The 15,111-nt window shown below is 71.4% G+C and carries 17 protein-coding genes; 6 read left to right on the forward strand and 11 right to left on the reverse strand.

The window, feature by feature from the left end; genetic code table 11:
• The first annotated feature begins 222 nt into the window (after positions 1–222).
• Together AB0J40_RS11240 and shbA are read left to right on the forward strand one after the other, a co-directional pair.
• Positions 223–519 (forward strand): DUF202 domain-containing protein, encoded by a 297-nt coding sequence (locus tag AB0J40_RS11240; RefSeq protein ID WP_364450759.1) that lies wholly within the window; start codon positions 223–225, stop codon positions 517–519.
• Between the two features lie 255 nt (positions 520–774).
• Entirely contained in the window at positions 775–1,431 is a 657-nt protein-coding gene (gene shbA / locus AB0J40_RS11245) for an RNA polymerase sigma factor ShbA (RefSeq protein ID WP_364450761.1), read from the forward strand.
• Positions 1,432–1,462: 31 nt separating this feature from the next.
• Here the strand turns inward: shbA and AB0J40_RS11250 are convergent, their stop codons facing one another.
• Genes AB0J40_RS11250 through AB0J40_RS11260 form a run of 3 tightly spaced genes read right to left on the reverse strand, consistent with a single transcriptional unit; the run spans position 1,463 to position 3,623 of the window.
• On the reverse strand, positions 1,463–2,314 hold the full coding sequence (locus tag AB0J40_RS11250; protein ID WP_364450763.1) for an amidohydrolase family protein: 852 nt from the start codon (positions 2,312–2,314) through the stop codon (positions 1,463–1,465).
• Positions 2,311–3,279, reverse strand: coding sequence for an aldo/keto reductase (locus tag AB0J40_RS11255; RefSeq protein ID WP_364450765.1), 969 nt, complete (start codon positions 3,277–3,279; stop codon positions 2,311–2,313). Before AB0J40_RS11255 ends, AB0J40_RS11250 begins: the two co-directional genes overlap by 4 nt.
• A gap of 5 nt (positions 3,280–3,284) precedes the next feature.
• A complete protein-coding gene (locus tag AB0J40_RS11260; protein WP_364450767.1) occupies positions 3,285–3,623 on the reverse strand; it encodes an L-rhamnose mutarotase in 339 nt (112 codons plus the stop codon).
• Positions 3,624–3,703: 80 nt separating this feature from the next.
• Between AB0J40_RS11260 and AB0J40_RS11265 the strand changes: the two genes are divergently transcribed.
• On the forward strand, positions 3,704–4,435 hold the full coding sequence (locus tag AB0J40_RS11265) for a FadR/GntR family transcriptional regulator (RefSeq protein WP_364450769.1): 732 nt from the start codon (positions 3,704–3,706) through the stop codon (positions 4,433–4,435).
• A gap of 28 nt (positions 4,436–4,463) precedes the next feature.
• On the opposite strand, the gene AB0J40_RS11270 is transcribed toward AB0J40_RS11265, so the two are convergent.
• The 6 genes from AB0J40_RS11270 to AB0J40_RS11295 are packed head-to-tail and all read right to left on the reverse strand — an operon-like array spanning position 4,464 to position 10,964.
• Positions 4,464–5,477 (reverse strand): ABC transporter permease, encoded by a 1,014-nt coding sequence (locus AB0J40_RS11270; RefSeq protein ID WP_364450772.1) that lies wholly within the window; start codon positions 5,475–5,477, stop codon positions 4,464–4,466.
• Positions 5,474–6,997, reverse strand: a complete 1,524-nt coding sequence (locus tag AB0J40_RS11275; RefSeq protein ID WP_364450775.1) for a sugar ABC transporter ATP-binding protein — start codon at positions 6,995–6,997, stop codon at positions 5,474–5,476. Before AB0J40_RS11275 ends, AB0J40_RS11270 begins: the two co-directional genes overlap by 4 nt.
• Positions 6,994–8,025, reverse strand: coding sequence for a sugar ABC transporter substrate-binding protein (locus AB0J40_RS11280; RefSeq protein WP_364451363.1), 1,032 nt, complete (start codon positions 8,023–8,025; stop codon positions 6,994–6,996). The genes AB0J40_RS11275 and AB0J40_RS11280 overlap by 4 nt, the downstream gene beginning before the upstream one ends.
• A 41-nt stretch (positions 8,026–8,066) precedes the next feature.
• Positions 8,067–8,813: an SDR family oxidoreductase gene (locus tag AB0J40_RS11285; RefSeq protein ID WP_364450778.1), complete on the reverse strand. Its 747-nt coding sequence runs from the start codon at positions 8,811–8,813 to the stop codon at positions 8,067–8,069.
• Positions 8,806–10,110, reverse strand: coding sequence for an enolase C-terminal domain-like protein (locus AB0J40_RS11290; RefSeq protein ID WP_364450780.1), 1,305 nt, complete (start codon positions 10,108–10,110; stop codon positions 8,806–8,808). The genes AB0J40_RS11285 and AB0J40_RS11290 overlap by 8 nt, the downstream gene beginning before the upstream one ends.
• 2 nt (positions 10,111–10,112) lie before the next feature.
• Positions 10,113–10,964 carry a fumarylacetoacetate hydrolase family protein gene (locus AB0J40_RS11295; protein ID WP_364450783.1) on the reverse strand — a complete coding sequence of 284 codons (852 nt, stop codon included), beginning with the start codon at positions 10,962–10,964 and terminating at the stop codon, positions 10,113–10,115.
• A 204-nt stretch (positions 10,965–11,168) separates the two neighbouring features.
• On the opposite strand from AB0J40_RS11295, the gene AB0J40_RS11300 reads away from it, so the two are divergent.
• Positions 11,169–12,395 carry a multidrug effflux MFS transporter gene (locus AB0J40_RS11300; protein WP_364450786.1) on the forward strand — a complete coding sequence of 409 codons (1,227 nt, stop codon included), beginning with the start codon at positions 11,169–11,171 and terminating at the stop codon, positions 12,393–12,395.
• A 15-nt stretch (positions 12,396–12,410) separates the two neighbouring features.
• Here AB0J40_RS11300 and AB0J40_RS11305 read toward each other — a convergent pair whose 3' ends face one another.
• Complete coding sequence (locus AB0J40_RS11305) at positions 12,411–12,671, reverse strand: hypothetical protein (RefSeq protein WP_364450788.1); 261 nt, start codon at positions 12,669–12,671, stop codon at positions 12,411–12,413.
• Positions 12,672–12,717: 46 nt separating this feature from the next.
• Between AB0J40_RS11305 and AB0J40_RS11310 the strand changes: the two genes are divergently transcribed.
• Positions 12,718–13,461: a MerR family transcriptional regulator gene (locus AB0J40_RS11310; protein ID WP_364450790.1), complete on the forward strand. Its 744-nt coding sequence runs from the start codon at positions 12,718–12,720 to the stop codon at positions 13,459–13,461.
• On the opposite strand, the gene AB0J40_RS11315 is transcribed toward AB0J40_RS11310, so the two are convergent.
• Positions 13,430–14,653, reverse strand: a complete 1,224-nt coding sequence (locus AB0J40_RS11315) for an FAD-dependent oxidoreductase (RefSeq protein ID WP_364450792.1) — start codon at positions 14,651–14,653, stop codon at positions 13,430–13,432. The two genes, AB0J40_RS11310 and AB0J40_RS11315, sit on opposite strands and share 32 nt — an antisense overlap.
• 221 nt (positions 14,654–14,874) lie before the next feature.
• Here AB0J40_RS11315 and AB0J40_RS11320 point away from each other — a divergent pair, with 221 nt between their 5' ends.
• A complete protein-coding gene (locus tag AB0J40_RS11320) occupies positions 14,875–15,078 on the forward strand; it encodes a hypothetical protein (protein ID WP_364450795.1) in 204 nt (67 codons plus the stop codon).
• Positions 15,079–15,111 lie beyond the last annotated feature (33 nt).

Genomic DNA, 15,111 nt, shown 5'->3' on the forward strand with positions numbered 1-15,111 from the left:
AGCGCGACCGGGTCCGATCGCGCCAAGGGCGCACCCGCGCACCAGCCCGCGACCACGGACCGCACTCACTCGGACCCCACCCGCTCGGGTTACCCGGGCCTCGGAGAACGCCGCTCCGGCCATTCGGCTCAGCCGCGCTTCATTCCGCTTCGCCGCCCGAATACCGCTTCCTCGCGATTATCACGACGTCAGAAGTACCGTCATCCACCTTCGGACCCCCGCGTGACCGGCCCCGGCGGCGCTCAAGCCGAGCGAACCGGGCTCGCCTGGCGGCGGACCGCCCTTGCCTCCGCCGCCTGCACCGTACTGCTCCTGCACTCCGCCGCCCAGCGCCATTGGGGTGTCTCCGTGGTCCCCGTCCTGCTCGCCGCCGCCACATCCGCCCTGCTCGCGGGCGTGGGCGTGCGGCGGGAACGCGCCCTGCGGACCGAACAGCCGGTGGCGATGAGCCCGCTCCTGCCCGCGGTCGCGTCGCTCGCCGTGACCGTGACTGCCGCTTCCGTGGCCGTCCTCCACTGACGGGTGAACTCGGCACATCCTGAAACCGATTAATCGCAATGTGCGCGGCCGGGTCGCGGGAACATCACGGTCGCTGCTGCTAACGGGGTATTGGTCGTTGAAATCTGGACTGATGGCCCGAGAGGTGCTTACGATTACCCAGCGTCGCACGGAGCGCAGGTCAAGCGGGGGAGCCCGAGAAGATCTGCAACCGGAAAGTCACGGAGAGTGGAGCCCCCCGGCAGCGACGGTCGAGGGTCGGCCGGGGAGACGACCATGACAGCACCGCCGAGGACCACCGAGCAATCCGCTTCCGACGTTCGCGATTATCGCACCCTGGAGTCATCTCCGAGGCCGAGCGGACGCCTGACGAAGGAGGACCTCGACCCTCTGGTCAAGGACGCCGGCGAGGGCAACCCCGCCGCGATCCACAACCTGCTCCAGATGATCGAGCCGGTCGTCGTGCGGTACTGCCGCGCGCGGATGGGCGGCCGCGACCTCTCCTACCTCTCGGCCGACGACGTCGCCCAGGAGGTCTGCCTCGCAGTCCTGAAGGCCCTTCCGGACTACCAGGACCGCGGCGGCTCCTTCCTGTACCTCGTCCACGCGATCGCCGCCAACAAGGTCGCCGACGCCTACCGCGCCGTCGCCCGTGACCGCTCCGAGCCCGTCCCCGAGCTCCCGGAGCGCCCGCTGGTCGCCGGCAACGAGCCCGAGTCCCACGCGCTGCACCTCGACCTCGGCGCCCGGCTCGGCCGGCTGCTCGCCTCGCTGCCGCGCGTGCAGCAGGAGATCCTGACCCTGCGCATCGCCGTCGGCTTCTCGGCGCAGGAGACCGCCGAAGCGCTCGGCATCTCCGCGGGCAACGTCCGCGTGACGCAGCACCGCGCCCTGACGCGGCTGCGCGCCATGATCAGCGACGAAGAGTTCTAGGCCACCCCAGCGGCGGGCGGGGAAACCTCTTTTACCCCCTGGAAGAGGTTTCCCCGCTCGCATCCAAGCCGTAGCCGCGGCGGGCGTTGTGCTCGAACACGTCCAGCCGCTCGGCGTCCGACAGCGAGCCGGTCAGCGCGATCGCCGCGTCCAGGACCACCTCGTACGACGCCGCCAGCTCGCAGACCGGCCAGTCCGAGCCGAACAGCAGCCGCGCCGGGCCGAAGACGTCCAGCACGTGGTCGACGTACCGGCGCAGGTGGCCGACCTCCCAGCCCGTCCAGTCCGCCTCCGTGACCAGCCCGGAGAGCTTGCAGACCACGTTCTCGTGCGCGGCCAGCGCCGCGACGCCCGACGCCCACGGCTCCCACTCCCCCGCCGCGATCGGCGGTTTCGCCGCGTGGTCCAGCACCAGCCGCAGCTCCGGCAGCCGCGCCGCCAGCGAGGCCGCCGCGGGCAGCTGCGGCGCGCGGACCAGCAGGTCGTACGCCAACCCCGCCGACGCCACCGCGTTCAGCCCGGCGACGACCTCCGGACGCAGCAGCCACTCGTCGTCCGGCTCGTTCTCCACCTGGTGCCGGATCCCCACCAAGGGGCCTTCGAACGCGGCCAGCCGATCCCCGACGTCCGGCGCCGCCAGGTCCACCCAGCCGACGACGCCCGCGACGACCGGCTCGGCGGCGGCGATCGACAGGAACTCCGCGGTCTCTTCCGCCGACGACACGGTCTGGACCAGCACGGTCGCGTGCACGCCGGCCGCCTTGGTCACCGCGCGCAGGTCGTCCACCGTGTACGGACGGCGGATCGGGTCCAGCTCCGCCCCCGCCATCCACGGGTACTCGCGCCGCGAGGGGTCCCAGAGGTGGTGGTGCGCGTCGATCATGAGACTCCTTCGGCGAGAACGACGTCGGGGCGCAGCAAGCCCGCATCGACCAGGTCGGTCCACAGCGCCGGCGGCACCGCGGCCCGCGCGCGCCGCGCGTTGACGCTGACCTGCGCAGGATCATGCGCGCCCACGACGACGGACGCCACCGCGGGATGCGCCATCGGCAGGGCCAGCGCCGCTTCCGGCAGCTCGACGCCGTGGCGCGCGCAGATCGCCGCGATCTTCCCGGCCCGCTCGACGAGTTCCGCCGGGGCCTCGGCGTAGTCGTAGAAGCGGCCCGGCTCGGCCGTCGCCAGGATGCCGCCGTTGAACGCACCGCCGGCGACGACGGCGACGCCGCGGTCGAGGCAGAGCGGCAGCAGCTCGTCGAGCGCCGGCTGGTCGAGCAGCGTGTAGCGCCCCGCCACCAGCAGCACGTCGAGATCGGTGCGGCGGACGAACTCCGCCAGCATCGGCGCCTGGTTCATCCCGGCGCCGAACGCGCGGATCACGCCCTGCTCGCGCAGTTCGCGCAACGCCGGGAAGGCGCCGCGCAGGGCTTCCTCGAAGTGGTCGTCGGGGTCGTGGACGTAGACGATGTCGACGCGGTCGAGCCCGAGCCGCGTCAAGCTGTCTTCGAAGGACCGCAGGACGCCGTCGCGGCTGAAGTCCCAGCGCCGCTTGTACGCGGCCGGGACGGCGAAGCCCTGGTCGTCGACACCACCGGCGCCGTCCGGGTTCGGCTCCAGCACGCGGCCGACCTTCGTGGACAGCACGTACTCGTCGCGGGGGAACGACCGCAGCGCCGCGCCGAGCCGGGTCTCGGAGAGGCCGAGGCCGTAGTGCGGTGCCGTGTCGAAGTAGCGGACGCCCTCGTCCCACGCGCGGCGCACGGTCGCGGCCGCGGTGTCGTCGCTGATCGCGTGGTAGAGGTTGCCGAGCTGCGCGCAGCCGAGCCCCAGCGGGGACAGGGAGAGTTCCAACGCCGTCACTCCTTTTCCGGCAGTTCCCAGACCAGCCCGATGCCGGTGTCGCCGCCGGAGTAGTCGTCTTCGACGGCCAGCAGCTCGGCCATCCTGGCCTGCCAGGGGACGTTCGCGGGGTGGTCCCGCAGGGCCGCCCGCATCGCCGCGTAGTCGTCGACTTCGACGACGTGGAAGAGGTCGAGACCGTTACGCCAGATCCGCCAGGTGCGCACCCCCGCTTCCCGCAGGGCGGTGTCCAGCTCGGGCGGGATCACGGCGTGGACGGACTCGTACTCGGCCTCCTTGCCGGGCTTGAGCCGCGTATGCAGGGCCACTCTTTGCGGTTCGCGTTGGTGGGTCATCACCACTCCTTGGCCGGGTCATGGCACGCTGGGGTCGAACACCGAAACATCCGAGGTCTGTTGCAGGGAGGGCGGACGCGATGCCCGTCACCGATGTCGCGATCGACAAGATCAAGGACATGATCATCTCCGGCGAGCTGGCGCCGGGCGACCGGCTGCCGAAGGAGGCCGAGCTGGCCCAGCGGCTCGGGCTCTCGCGCAGCTCCCTGCGGGAGGCCGTCAAGGCGTTGTGCCTGATCAGGGTGCTCGACGTCCGGCAGGGCGACGGCACGTACGTCACCAGCCTCGAGCCGAACCTGCTGCTCGACGCGATGACGTTCGTCGTCGACTTCCACCGCGACGACACCGTGCTCGACTTCCTCGCCGTGCGGCGGATCCTGGAGCCGGCCGCGACCGCGCTGGCCGCGCTGCACATGAGCGACGACGACATCACCGAGCTCGGCCAGCTGCTGGGCGAGCTGGAGGACTCCCCGACCGTCGAGGCGCTGGTCGCCAACGACCTGCAGTTCCACCGCAAGATCGCCGACGGCTCCGGCAACCCGGTGCTGTGCTCGCTGCTCGACAGCCTCTCCGGGCCGACCGCCCGGGCCCGCATCTGGCGCGGCCTCACCCAGGAGGGCGCGGTCGCGAAGACGCGGGAGCAGCACACGGCGATCTACGAGGCCATCGCCGCGCGCGAGCCCGAGCTGGCGCGCTCCTGGGCGACCGTGCACGTCGCGGGCGTCGAGCAGTGGCTGCGCAACGCCCTGGGCACCGCGGACGACCCGACGGTGCCCGATTCCGACGACGGGCCGGCCGCGGAAGCCTCCTGACAGTGATCCGATGATCACCGGCTGACCATCAGGTCTGGGGCTTTCCGCCCGCGTACCGGGCGATGATCAGCGCGACCAGGATGATGGCGCCGTAGATCGCGCCCTGCCACTCCGCCGTCACGTGCGCGTAGTTGAGCAGGCTCGACACCGACGACAGCAGCAGGACGCCGGTGAGGGCGCCGACCAGGGTGCCCTTGCCGCCGTCGAGCGAGACGCCGCCGATCACCGCCGCCGCGAACACCTGCAGGATCATGCCGGATCCCTGGTTCGCGCCCAAGGCCCCGACGTAACCGGTGTACGCGAGCCCGCCGATCGCCGCGAGGATTCCGGCGACGACGAACACCGCCCACGCGATCCGGTCGACGCGCACGCCCGCCGCTCGCGCGGCTTCGCGGTTGCCGCCGATCGCGTACAGCGCGCGGCCGACGCGGTGGTAGCGCAGCACCCAGCCGGCGATCGCGAACAGCACCGCCGCCAGCCACACCGACATCGGCAGCCCGGCGAACGTCGTCGTGGCCAGGTCGGTGAACGAGTCGGGCAGGTTGAACAGCGTCTTGCCCTTGGTCGAGCCGACCTGCACCCCGCGCAGCACGGTGAGCATCGCCAGCGTCACGATGAAGGCGTTCAGCTTCAGCTTCACGATCAGGAAGCCGTTGACGAACCCGACCAGCGCGCCGCACAGCGGGATGATCAGGAGCCCGATCGCCGCGGGCAGTTCGACGCCGAAGCCGGCCGACGCGGCCGGGATCACCACCATCGCCCCCAGCGCCGGCGCCAGGCCCATCGTGGATTCCAGCGACAGGTCGAACTTCCCGGTGATCAGCACCAACGACTCGCCGAGCACGACCAGCGACAGCGCCGCCGACGCGGTCAGGATGCTGACGATGTTGCTCCAGCCGACGAACGTGTCGTCGACCAGGCCGCCGATCACGAACACCACGACCAGAGCGGGCAGGAGCGCGAGTTCACGCAGCCAGACGGCCTTGCGTCGCCGGGGTGGCGCGGGCAGCTGCGTCGTGGGGGAGGTCATCACGTCGGTCACGAAAGCTCGACTCCTTCGATGTCGGCCACGAGGTCGCCGTCGGACCACCCGGCCTGGTGTTCGGCGACGACGGCCCCGGCGCGCAGCACCAGGACCCGGTCGCTCAGGCGCAGGTCGTCGAGCTCGTCGCTGACGATCAGCACCGCCTTGCCCTCGGCGCGCACCCGGTCGACGACCGCGAGCAGCGCCTCCTTCGACTTCACGTCCACCCCGGCCGTCGGGTTGATCAGCACCACGACCCGCGGATCGCCGATCAGCGCCCGCGCCAGCACGACTTTCTGCTGGTTGCCGCCGGAGAGGTCCGACACGGGCTGCTCGGCGCTCGCGGCCACGATGTCGTAGTCGGCGAGCGCCTGCGTGGCCTTCGCGCGCCGGGCGGAGGGGGACGCGATCCCGCCGCGGCCGATCCGGTCCAAAATGGACAGAGTGGCGTTGTCGGCGATCGAGTGCTCCAGGACCAGGCCTTCGTGGTGCCGGTCGCGCGGCACGCAGCCGATGCCGGCCCGGATCGCCGCCGGGATGTCGCCCGGTCGCAGCGGCTTCCCGTCGACGCGGATCGTGCCCGCCGACGGCGGCCGCAGGCCGTACACCGTCTCGGCGACCTGGTGCTTGCCGCTGGCGTTGCTGCCCGCGAGCCCGACGACTTCGCCGCGTCGCAGCCGGAAGGAGACGTCGCGGAAGCCGTCGCCGGAGAGCCCGTCCACCGAAAGGATTTCGGCGGCGTCCGCTTCCAGCGACTCCCGGGAAGCGGCGTCACGGACCGACAGGCCGCCGGGTTCGCCGGTCATCGCGTCCACCAGCTGGGCTTTCCCGACCTCGGACACCGGCGCGGTGAGCACGTGCTTCGCGTCGCGCAGCACCGTGACGGCCTGGCAGACCTCGTACACCTCGTGCAGGTGGTGCGAGATGAACAGGAACGTCACCCCGCCCGCCTGCATCTGGCGCATCCGCTCGAAGAGCCGCTCGATGGCCTGGCTGTCCAGCTGCGCGGTCGGCTCGTCGAGGACGATGAACCGGGCGCCGTAGGACAGCGCGCGGGCGATCTCGACGAACTGCCGGTCCTCGACCGACAGCTCGCCGGCCGGGGTGTCGACGTCGACGTGCACGTCCCACGAGTCGAGCAGCTCGCGGGCCTTGCGCCGCAACGACTTCCAGCCGATCGAGAACCCGCCGCCCGCCTGCCGGTTGAGGAACAGGTTTTCGGCGACGGTGAGCTGCGGGACGACCATCGCGTGCTGGTACACGCAGGCGACGCGCGCCTTCCAGTCGTCCTGTTTGGACAGTGGCGGGGCCGGCTCGCCGCCGAACTCGACGTGCCCGGTGTCCGTGGCGGACAGGCCGGTGAGGATGGAGACGAGCGTCGACTTGCCGGCCCCGTTGCGCCCGACGAGCGCGTGCGACTCGCCGGGGTGCACGGTGAGGCTGACGTCGTGCAGCGCCACGGTCGGGCCGTAGCGCTTTCCGACACCTACGGCGCTGACCACCGGGACGGCGGATTCGCCGGCGGGCAGCGCGGTCACAGGTTGTTCCCCCAGAGGGCCTTGTCGTCCACGTTGTCCTTGGTGATGACGGGCGCGGGCAGCTGGTCTTCGAGGATGCCGGGGCTGATCTCCACGACCGTGCTGCCGTGGTCGGTCGGCCCGGCCTTGAACGTCTCGCCCGCCATGGCCTTCTTCAGCCAGTACAGGCCGTACTTCGCGTACGCGTCGGCCGGCTGGGACACGGTGGCGTCCAGCTCGCCGGCGCGGATCGCGGCCAGTTCCTGGGGGATGCCGTCGTTGGACACGAGCACGATGTGCTTCGGGTCGCCGACCGGGAAGAACAGGTTCTTGCGCTTGAGGGCCTGCTCGGTCGGGGCCAGGTAGACGCCGCCGGCCTGCATGTAGACGCCCTTGATGTCCGGGTTGGCGGTCAGCATGCTGTCCAAACCGGAGGAAGCCTTGTCGGCCTTCCACTCGGCCGGGATCTCCAGCACCTGGATGCCCGGGTACTTCGACTTCATGCAGTCGCGGAAGGCTTCCGAGCGGTCGCGGCCGTTGACCGAAGCCAGGTCGCCCATGATCTGCACGACCTTGCCGGACTTGACCTTCTCGCCGATCGCGTCGCACGCCTTGGTGCCGTAGGCCTTGTTGTCGGCCCGTACGACCATGGCGACCTTGCCGCTCTCGGGAGCGACGTCGACGGCGACGACCGGCACGCCCTTGTTCTCCGCCTGCTTGAGCCCGGCGACGATGGCGGCCGAGTCCAGCGGCGTCACGACCAGGCCCTTCACGCCCTGGTTGAGGAAGGTGCCGATGTCGGTGATCAGCTTGGCCGGGTCGCTGTCGGCGTTGACCGTCGGGAGGACGTCGACGCCCTCCTCCTTGGCCATCTTGGGCACGTAGTTGTTGTAGGCCTGCCAGAACGGCGAGGTCAGCAGGGGCAGCGTGGCCCCGACCTTGCCGCCCGCGCCGCCGCCCGCCGCGGGCGCCGCCGCATTGTCCTTAGTGGACCCGCAGGCGGCCAGCACCAGACCGCAGACGGCGGCCGTGGCGGCCACCTGGATCACCCTATTGCGCACCGCATCCTCCTTGATGACAGCGGAAAGTCTTACTGGGGTTGCACCGGGCCGCGCGGGCGCAGGCCGTACATGCCGCCGTCGACCGCGAGCGCGGTGCCGGTGGTCGACGCGGAAAGGGGACTCGCGAGGTAGACGATCGCGTTCGCGACCTCGTCGGCGGTGACCAGCCGGCCCATCGGCTGGCGGGCCGCGAGGGCCGCGCGTTCGGCCGCGGGGTCGTCGGCGGCGTCGAGGAGCCGGCCCACCCACGGGGTGTCCGCCGTGCCCGGGCACACGCAGTTGACGCGGATCCGGTCGGGCAGGTGGTCGGTCGCCATGGCCAGGGTCAGCGAGAGCACCGCGCCCTTGGTGGCCGAGTAGAGCGCGCGGTTGGGCAGGCCCGCCCAGGCCGCGATGGAGCAGGTGTTGACGATCGCCGCGGACGGCGAGTTCTTCAGGTGCGGCAGCGCGGCCCGGGCGAGCCGGACCATGCCGACGACGTTGACGTCGAACACGCGGTGCCACTCGTCGTCGTCGTTGGCCGTGACGTCGCCCTGCGCACCGATCCCGGCGTTGTTGACCAGGATGTCGAGGCGACCGAAGCGTTCCATGACGGCGTCGATCGCGCTGCGCACTTCGTCGTCCGAGGAGACGTCGCAGCGGAAGCCGTCGTCTCCGGGTTTCAGGTCCAGCACGGCCACCTGCGCGCCGCGCTCGGCCAGCAGGTCCGCGGCCGCCTTGCCGATGCCCGAGGCGCCTCCGGTGACGGCGGCCACCAGGCCCTCGAATTCACTCACTTGCGGTCTCCGTCCACTCGGGACCGTCCGGGAAGCGGAACCGGCGCAGCGTGGCGTCGTGCATGCGCGCGGAGAACCCGGGTGCGGTCGGGGCGAGGTACCGGCCGCGCTCGACGACGGCCGGGTCGGTGAAGTGCTCGTGCAGGTGGTCGACCCACTCGATCGAGCGGTCCGCGTCGGTGCCGGACACCGCCACGAAGTCGAACATCGAGAGGTGCCGGACGAGTTCGCAGAGTCCGACGCCACCGGCGTGCGGGCACACCGGGACGCCGAACTTGGCCGCGAGCAACAGGATCGCCAGGTTCTCGTTGAACCCGCCGACGCGCGCGGCGTCCAGCTGCAGCACGGAGATGGCGTCCGCCTGCAACAGTTGCTTGAAGACCACGCGGTTCTGGACGTGCTCGCCGGTCGCGACGCGGATGGGCGCAAGCGCTTTCGCGATGGCCGCGTGGCCGAGGACGTCGTCCGGGGACGTCGGTTCCTCGATCCAGTACGGGTCGTACGGCGCGAGCGCGGTCATCCAGGTGACCGCGGCCGAGACGTCCCAGCGCTGGTTGGCGTCGACGGCGATCCGGACGTCGGGCCCGACCGTCTCGCGGGCCAGCTTCATCCGCCGGACGTCGTCGTCGAGGTTGCCGCCGACCTTCAGCTTGATCATCTCGAAGCCGTCGGCGACGGCCTGTTCGGCCAGCCGCACGAGCTTCGCGTCGGAGTACCCGAGCCAGCCGGGAGACGTGCTGTAGGCGCGGTAGCCGTGGGCTTCGAGCTGCTTCACGCGCTCGGCCCGACCGGGTTCCGCGCGCCGCAGGATCTCCAGCGCCTCGGCCTCGGTGAGCGCGTCGGACAGGTAGCGGAAGTCGACCAGCGACACCAGTTCTTCGGGGGTCATGCGCGCCGCGAACCGCCAGACGGGCAGGTTCGCGCGCCGCGCGGCGAGGTCCCACGCGGCGTTGACGATCGCGCCGACGGCCATGTGCGCGACGCCCTTTTCCGGACCCAGCCAGCGGAACTGCGAGTCGCCGACGAGCGTGCGGGACAGGTCGCCGAGGGCGGCCGCGTCCTCCGGGACGTCCCGGCCGACGACGTGCGGGGCGAGCGCGCGGATCGCCGCGGCCTGGACGTCGTTGCCGCGGCCGATGGTGAACGCGAGGCCGTAGCCGTCCGGGCCGCCGTCGGTGTGCAGCACGACGTAGGCGGCCGAGTAGTCCGGGTCGGGGTTCATCGCGTCCGAGCCGTCCAGCTCCTTCGACGTCGGGAACCGGACGTCGAGGACCTCCATGCCGGTGATCTTCGCCATCGTCAGGCCTGCCTCGCGACCTGGCACTGCCTGCCGAGCCCGTCGATCTCGAGCTCGATGACATCGCCGTCACGCAGGTAGGGCTTGGGGTCGGGCTGCCCGAGCGCGACGCCTTCGGGCGTGCCGGTGTTGATCAGGTCGCCCGGCCGCAGCACCATCACCTGGCTCAGGTGGTGGACGATCTCGGCCACGCTGAAGATCATGTCCTTGGTGGACGAGTCCTGCTTCTTCTCGCCGTTGACCCACAACCGCAGGCCGAGGTCCTGGGGGTCGGGCACCTCGCTCGCCGGGACCAGCGCCGGGCCGAGCGGGTTGAAGTTCTCGCACGACTTGCCCTTGTCCCACTGGGCGGTGCGGAACTGCAGCGCGCGCTCGGAGACGTCGTTCGAGACGACGTAACCGGCGACGTAGTCCAGGGCTTCGTCGACGCTCTCGAGGTAGCGCGCGGTCTTGCCGATGACGACGCCGAGTTCGACCTCCCAGTCGGTGCTCGTGGAGCCGCGCGGGATGAGGACGTCGTCGCCGGGGCCGACCACGACGTCCGGCGCCTTCATGAAGACGACCGGCTCGGTCGGCGGCGTCGCGCCGGTTTCCTCGGCGTGGCGGCGGTAGTTCATGCCGATGCAGACGACCTTGCCCGGCTGGGCGACGGGCGAACCGACCCGCAGTTCCCCGACGTCGGCCTTCGGCAGGTCCCCGGCGGCGAGCGCGGCGGCCGCGCGGGCGACGCCGTCCGCGGCGAGGAAACCGCCGTCGATGTCGGCGGTCAGCCCGCCCAGCTCGTAGGCCGTACCGTCGTCGGCACGCACGAACGGACGCTCACTCCCCGGCTCCCCGAGACGCACAAGCTGCACGGATTTTCCCTTCACCCGCCCGACCAGACATCCGATGTATATCGCAGCCCGTTCGCTCGATCTAGAGCTGACGCCCAATCGGCCGGAAAATTGATCGGATCAGTACCGGTTCAGTGCTCATTCGAGCACGCCGTGTCACCGATCACAGCCGGAATAGCGCAGGTCACCGCGTCGCTGGTCGGAATCAGGACCTACGGGAGGCACATGACCCCCACGGCGGAACGTACCGCGCCGAGCGGGCGGTCGCAGCTGAAGTTCGTCCTCGTCCTGGGCGGGCTCTCGGCGTTCGGGCCGCTGTCGATCGACATGTACCTGCCCGCGCTGCCGCGGATGGCGGCCGACCTGCACGCGGCGGACACGACGGTCCAGCTGACGCTCAGCGCGTTCATCGCGGGCCTGGCGCTGGGACAGCTGGTGGTCGGCCCGCTGTCGGACTCCCTCGGCCGCCGCCGTCCGCTGCTGGCGGGGCTCGTGCTGTACGTGGTGGGGTCGGTGCTGTGCGCGGTGAGCCCGGACGCGTGGCTGCTGGTCGCGGCGCGGCTGGTGCAGGCCCTCGGCGCGGCCGCAGGCATCGTGATCGCCCGCGCCACCGTGCGCGACCTGTTCTCCGGCACCGCGATGACCAAGTTCTTCTCGACGCTGATGCTCGTCAGCGGGCTGGCCCCGATCCTCGCGCCGCTGCTCGGCGGGCAGCTGCTGAACTGGACGTCCTGGCGCGGGGTGTTCGTGGTGCTGACGGCGTTCGGGACGCTGCTGCTGGCCGCGGTGGCGTTCTTCCTGCCCGAGCCGTCGGTTTCGCGGTCTCCCGCGCGGCTCGGGCAGGTGATGCGGACCTACGGGCGGCTGGCGCTCGACCGGTCGTTCGCCGGGTACGCACTGGCGTCCGGGCTGCTGTTCGCGGCGATGTTCGCCTACATCTCGGGGTCTTCGTTCGCGTTGCAGGGCGGGTACGGGCTGAGTCCGCAGGCGTACAGCGTCGTGTTCGGGGCCAACGGCGTCGGCATCGTGCTGGCGGGCCGGCTCAACAGGCGGCTCGTGGGACGGGTGTCCGAGCGGGTCCTGCTGCTTTCCGGGCTGCTGCAGGGGGTTCTCGGCGGGGCGCTTGTCCTGGTGTCCGCGTTGACCCGGGCTCCGCTGGCTTTCCTCTTGGTGTCGTTGTTCCTGCTCGTGTCGAGCGTCGGGCTGGTGACGCCGAACGCGAGTTCGCTGGCGCTGGCTTCGCACGCCCGGTCGGCGGGGGCGGCGTCGGCGTTGCTGGGCGTGCTGCAGTTCGTGGTGGGCGCCATGGCGACGCCGCTGGTCGGGCTCGGCGGGCCGGGGACGGCGGTGCCGATGGCCGCGACCATGGCGGGGTTCGCCGTGCTGGCGCTGCTGGCATTTCTGCTCCTGGCCCGCCCGGCGCGAGTCGTCGTGAATGGTCAGGACGGTTAGCACCGCCCTGGCCACTCACGACAGGAGGCGCTCGAGTTCGGCCGCGGCCGGTTCGTGGCCGGCGTCGGCGATCCGCTGCAGCTCCAGGAGGTCGCCCGCGGCGACCGCGCGGCGGGTCAGCAGCGCGCCGGCGTGGTCGCAGCCCTCGTCCAGCAGTTCGCTCAGCCCGTCGACGTCGCCGCGGGCGTCGGCGAGGTCGGCGAGCCGGTCGAGCGCCGTTTCGTTGCCCTCGTCGGCCAGCGCGCGCAGGATCTCGTAGTCCGCCATGCCGGGCATCCTGCAACCTTGCCCCTGGGGCAAGGTCAAGTGCGACGATGGCGGCGTGCTCACCATCGGACAGCTCGCCGCGTACGTCGGGGTGACGACCAAGGCGATCCGCGTCTACCACGCGAAGGGACTCCTCCCGGAGCCGCCGCGCGACGCGTCCGGCTACCGCCGCTACGGCGCGGCCGACGCCGTCGAGCTGATCAAGATCCGGACGCTGGCCGAGGCGGGCGTGCCGCTGGCGCGCATCCGCGACCTCCGTTCGGGTGACGGCCTCCTTCCGGCGCTCAAGCAGATCGACGACGACCTCGCCGCCCGCATCCGCGAGCTGCGAGCCACCCGGGAGAAGTTGCGGCGGCTCGCCGACGGCCGGCTGTCCGCATTGCCCGTGGACGTCGTGGACCACCTCGCGGGCTTGGCCGGTCTCGGGTTCAGCGAACGCTGGGTCGCGCTGCAGAACGACTTGTGGCTGCTGGTGTTCGCCACCCACCCCGAGACGGCTCGCGCGAACTTCCGGGACCAGTCGTCGATGCTGGCGGATCCGGCCCTGCTCGAACTGGTCCTCGAGTACGACCGGGTGCACGACCTCGACCCGCACGACCCCCGCGTCGACGCGCTGGCCGAGCGGCTCGTGTCGGCGACCCGGGCGCGCTACGGCGCCGCACTGCCTTCGTACGACCGGGATTCCGCGATCCCGGCATTGGTGCAGGGCGCGGTCAACGCGTCGTCACCCGCTTGGCGGCGGCTCGACGCGCTGCTCCGCGAACGCCTCAGCCGAGCGACGCCAGATCCGCCGTCTTGAGCTGTTCGGCCGTCACCTTCGCGCGGCCGTCCACCAAGGCTCCCAACGCATCCCCGTCGTCCCACATGTTCACGTTCATCGCCGCCGCGACTTCGCCGTCGCGCAGCCAGAACGCCGTGAACTCCCGGGACGCCAGGTCGCCGCGGACGACCAGCTCGTCCGAAGCCGGGTCCGCGAGACCGCGGTACTCGCACCCCAGGTCGTACTGGTCGGTGAAGAAGTACGGCGACTTGAGGAACGGCTCGTTCTCCCCCAGCAGGTTCTGCGCCACGTGCGTCCCCTGGTCCTTCGCGTTCGCCCAGTGCTCGACGCGGATGCGGCGCCCGTAGCGCGGGTGGAAGTGCGCCGCGATGTCGCCCACCGCGTACACGTCCGGGGCCGCCGTGCGCAGGCCCGCGTCCACCGCCACCCCGCCGTCGTCGGACAGTTCCAGGCCCGCCGCGTGGGCCAGCTCGACCCGGGGTGCCGCGCCGACCGCGATCAGGACCACGTCCGCCGTGAGCTCCTCGCCGTTGCCGAGCCGGACCCCGCGGACGCCGTCCGGGCCGCCCGTGATCTCCGCGACCTGCTCCCCCAAGCGGTAGTGCACCCCGTTCGCCACGTGCAGGTCCCGGAACACCCCGCCGATCATCTCGCCGACGACGTTCGCCAGCGGGACCGGTACCGGGTCCACGACCGTCACGTCCGCGTTGTGCGTCCTCGCCGCCGCCGCGGCCTCCGAGCCGAGCCAGCCGGCACCGACGATCACCACGCGCTCCGCTTCGGCGAACGCCGAGCGCAGCTTGAGCGAGTCGTCGAGGCTGCGCAGTGTGTACAGCCCGGGCAGGTCGCCGCCCGGGACGGGGAGCGAGCGCGGCCGGGAGCCGGTCGCCAGGACGAGGCGGTCGTAGCGGTGCTCGCCGCCGGCGTCGTCCAGCACCAGGCGGGCACCCAGCTCGATCCGGGTCGCCGTGACGCCGGGGGTGAACCGGATGTCCTTCTCCGCGTAGAACTTCTCCTCGTGCACCCAGTCGGGTTCGTCGCCGTTGCCGAGCAGGACGCCCTTCGACAGCGCCGGCAGCTCGTACGGCCGGTGCGGGTCGGACCCCATCAGCAGGACTTCGCCGGTGTAGCCGCGTTCGCGCAACGCACCCGCGGCGGACGCCCCGCCCAGGCCCGCACCGACGATGACGATCTTCCGCGGCTCCGACATCAGTGACCTCCCACGTCGACGAGACGGTGCGGACGGTACTCCCGAACGGGCGTCGCCACGACCGGGGGATACGCCGGAAATCCGCGAAGCGCAAGAGAAAACCCGCGAGTAGGCAGATCGGGTGAACCGGCGTCATAGCGCCTCCGCGCCGCGCTCCCCTCTTCGCACGGAGCACGACCACCAGCAGAAAGACCACCAGGAGAAGACGGAGGGCGGCGACCATGAGTCGGGGCGAATGGTCGGTCGGCTGCCGGGATCTGGCCGGCAGGCGCAGGGACGTGACGGTGTTCGTCAGCAACGACAAGGTGGTGCTGGTCGCGCCGCCGGGTGAAGCGGCCGTACTGGGCCCGCTCGACGTCGGACGGCTGCGCGCCGCCCTGCGCGACGCCGTCGTGGCGACCGCCGACGAGACGACCGAAACCTGACAACTACCGTTCCTACTTTCCAGTAGGTTAGAG

The sequence above is a fragment of the Amycolatopsis sp. NPDC049691 genome (genome assembly GCF_040675005.1).
GTDB lineage: Bacteria > Actinomycetota > Actinomycetes > Mycobacteriales > Pseudonocardiaceae > Amycolatopsis.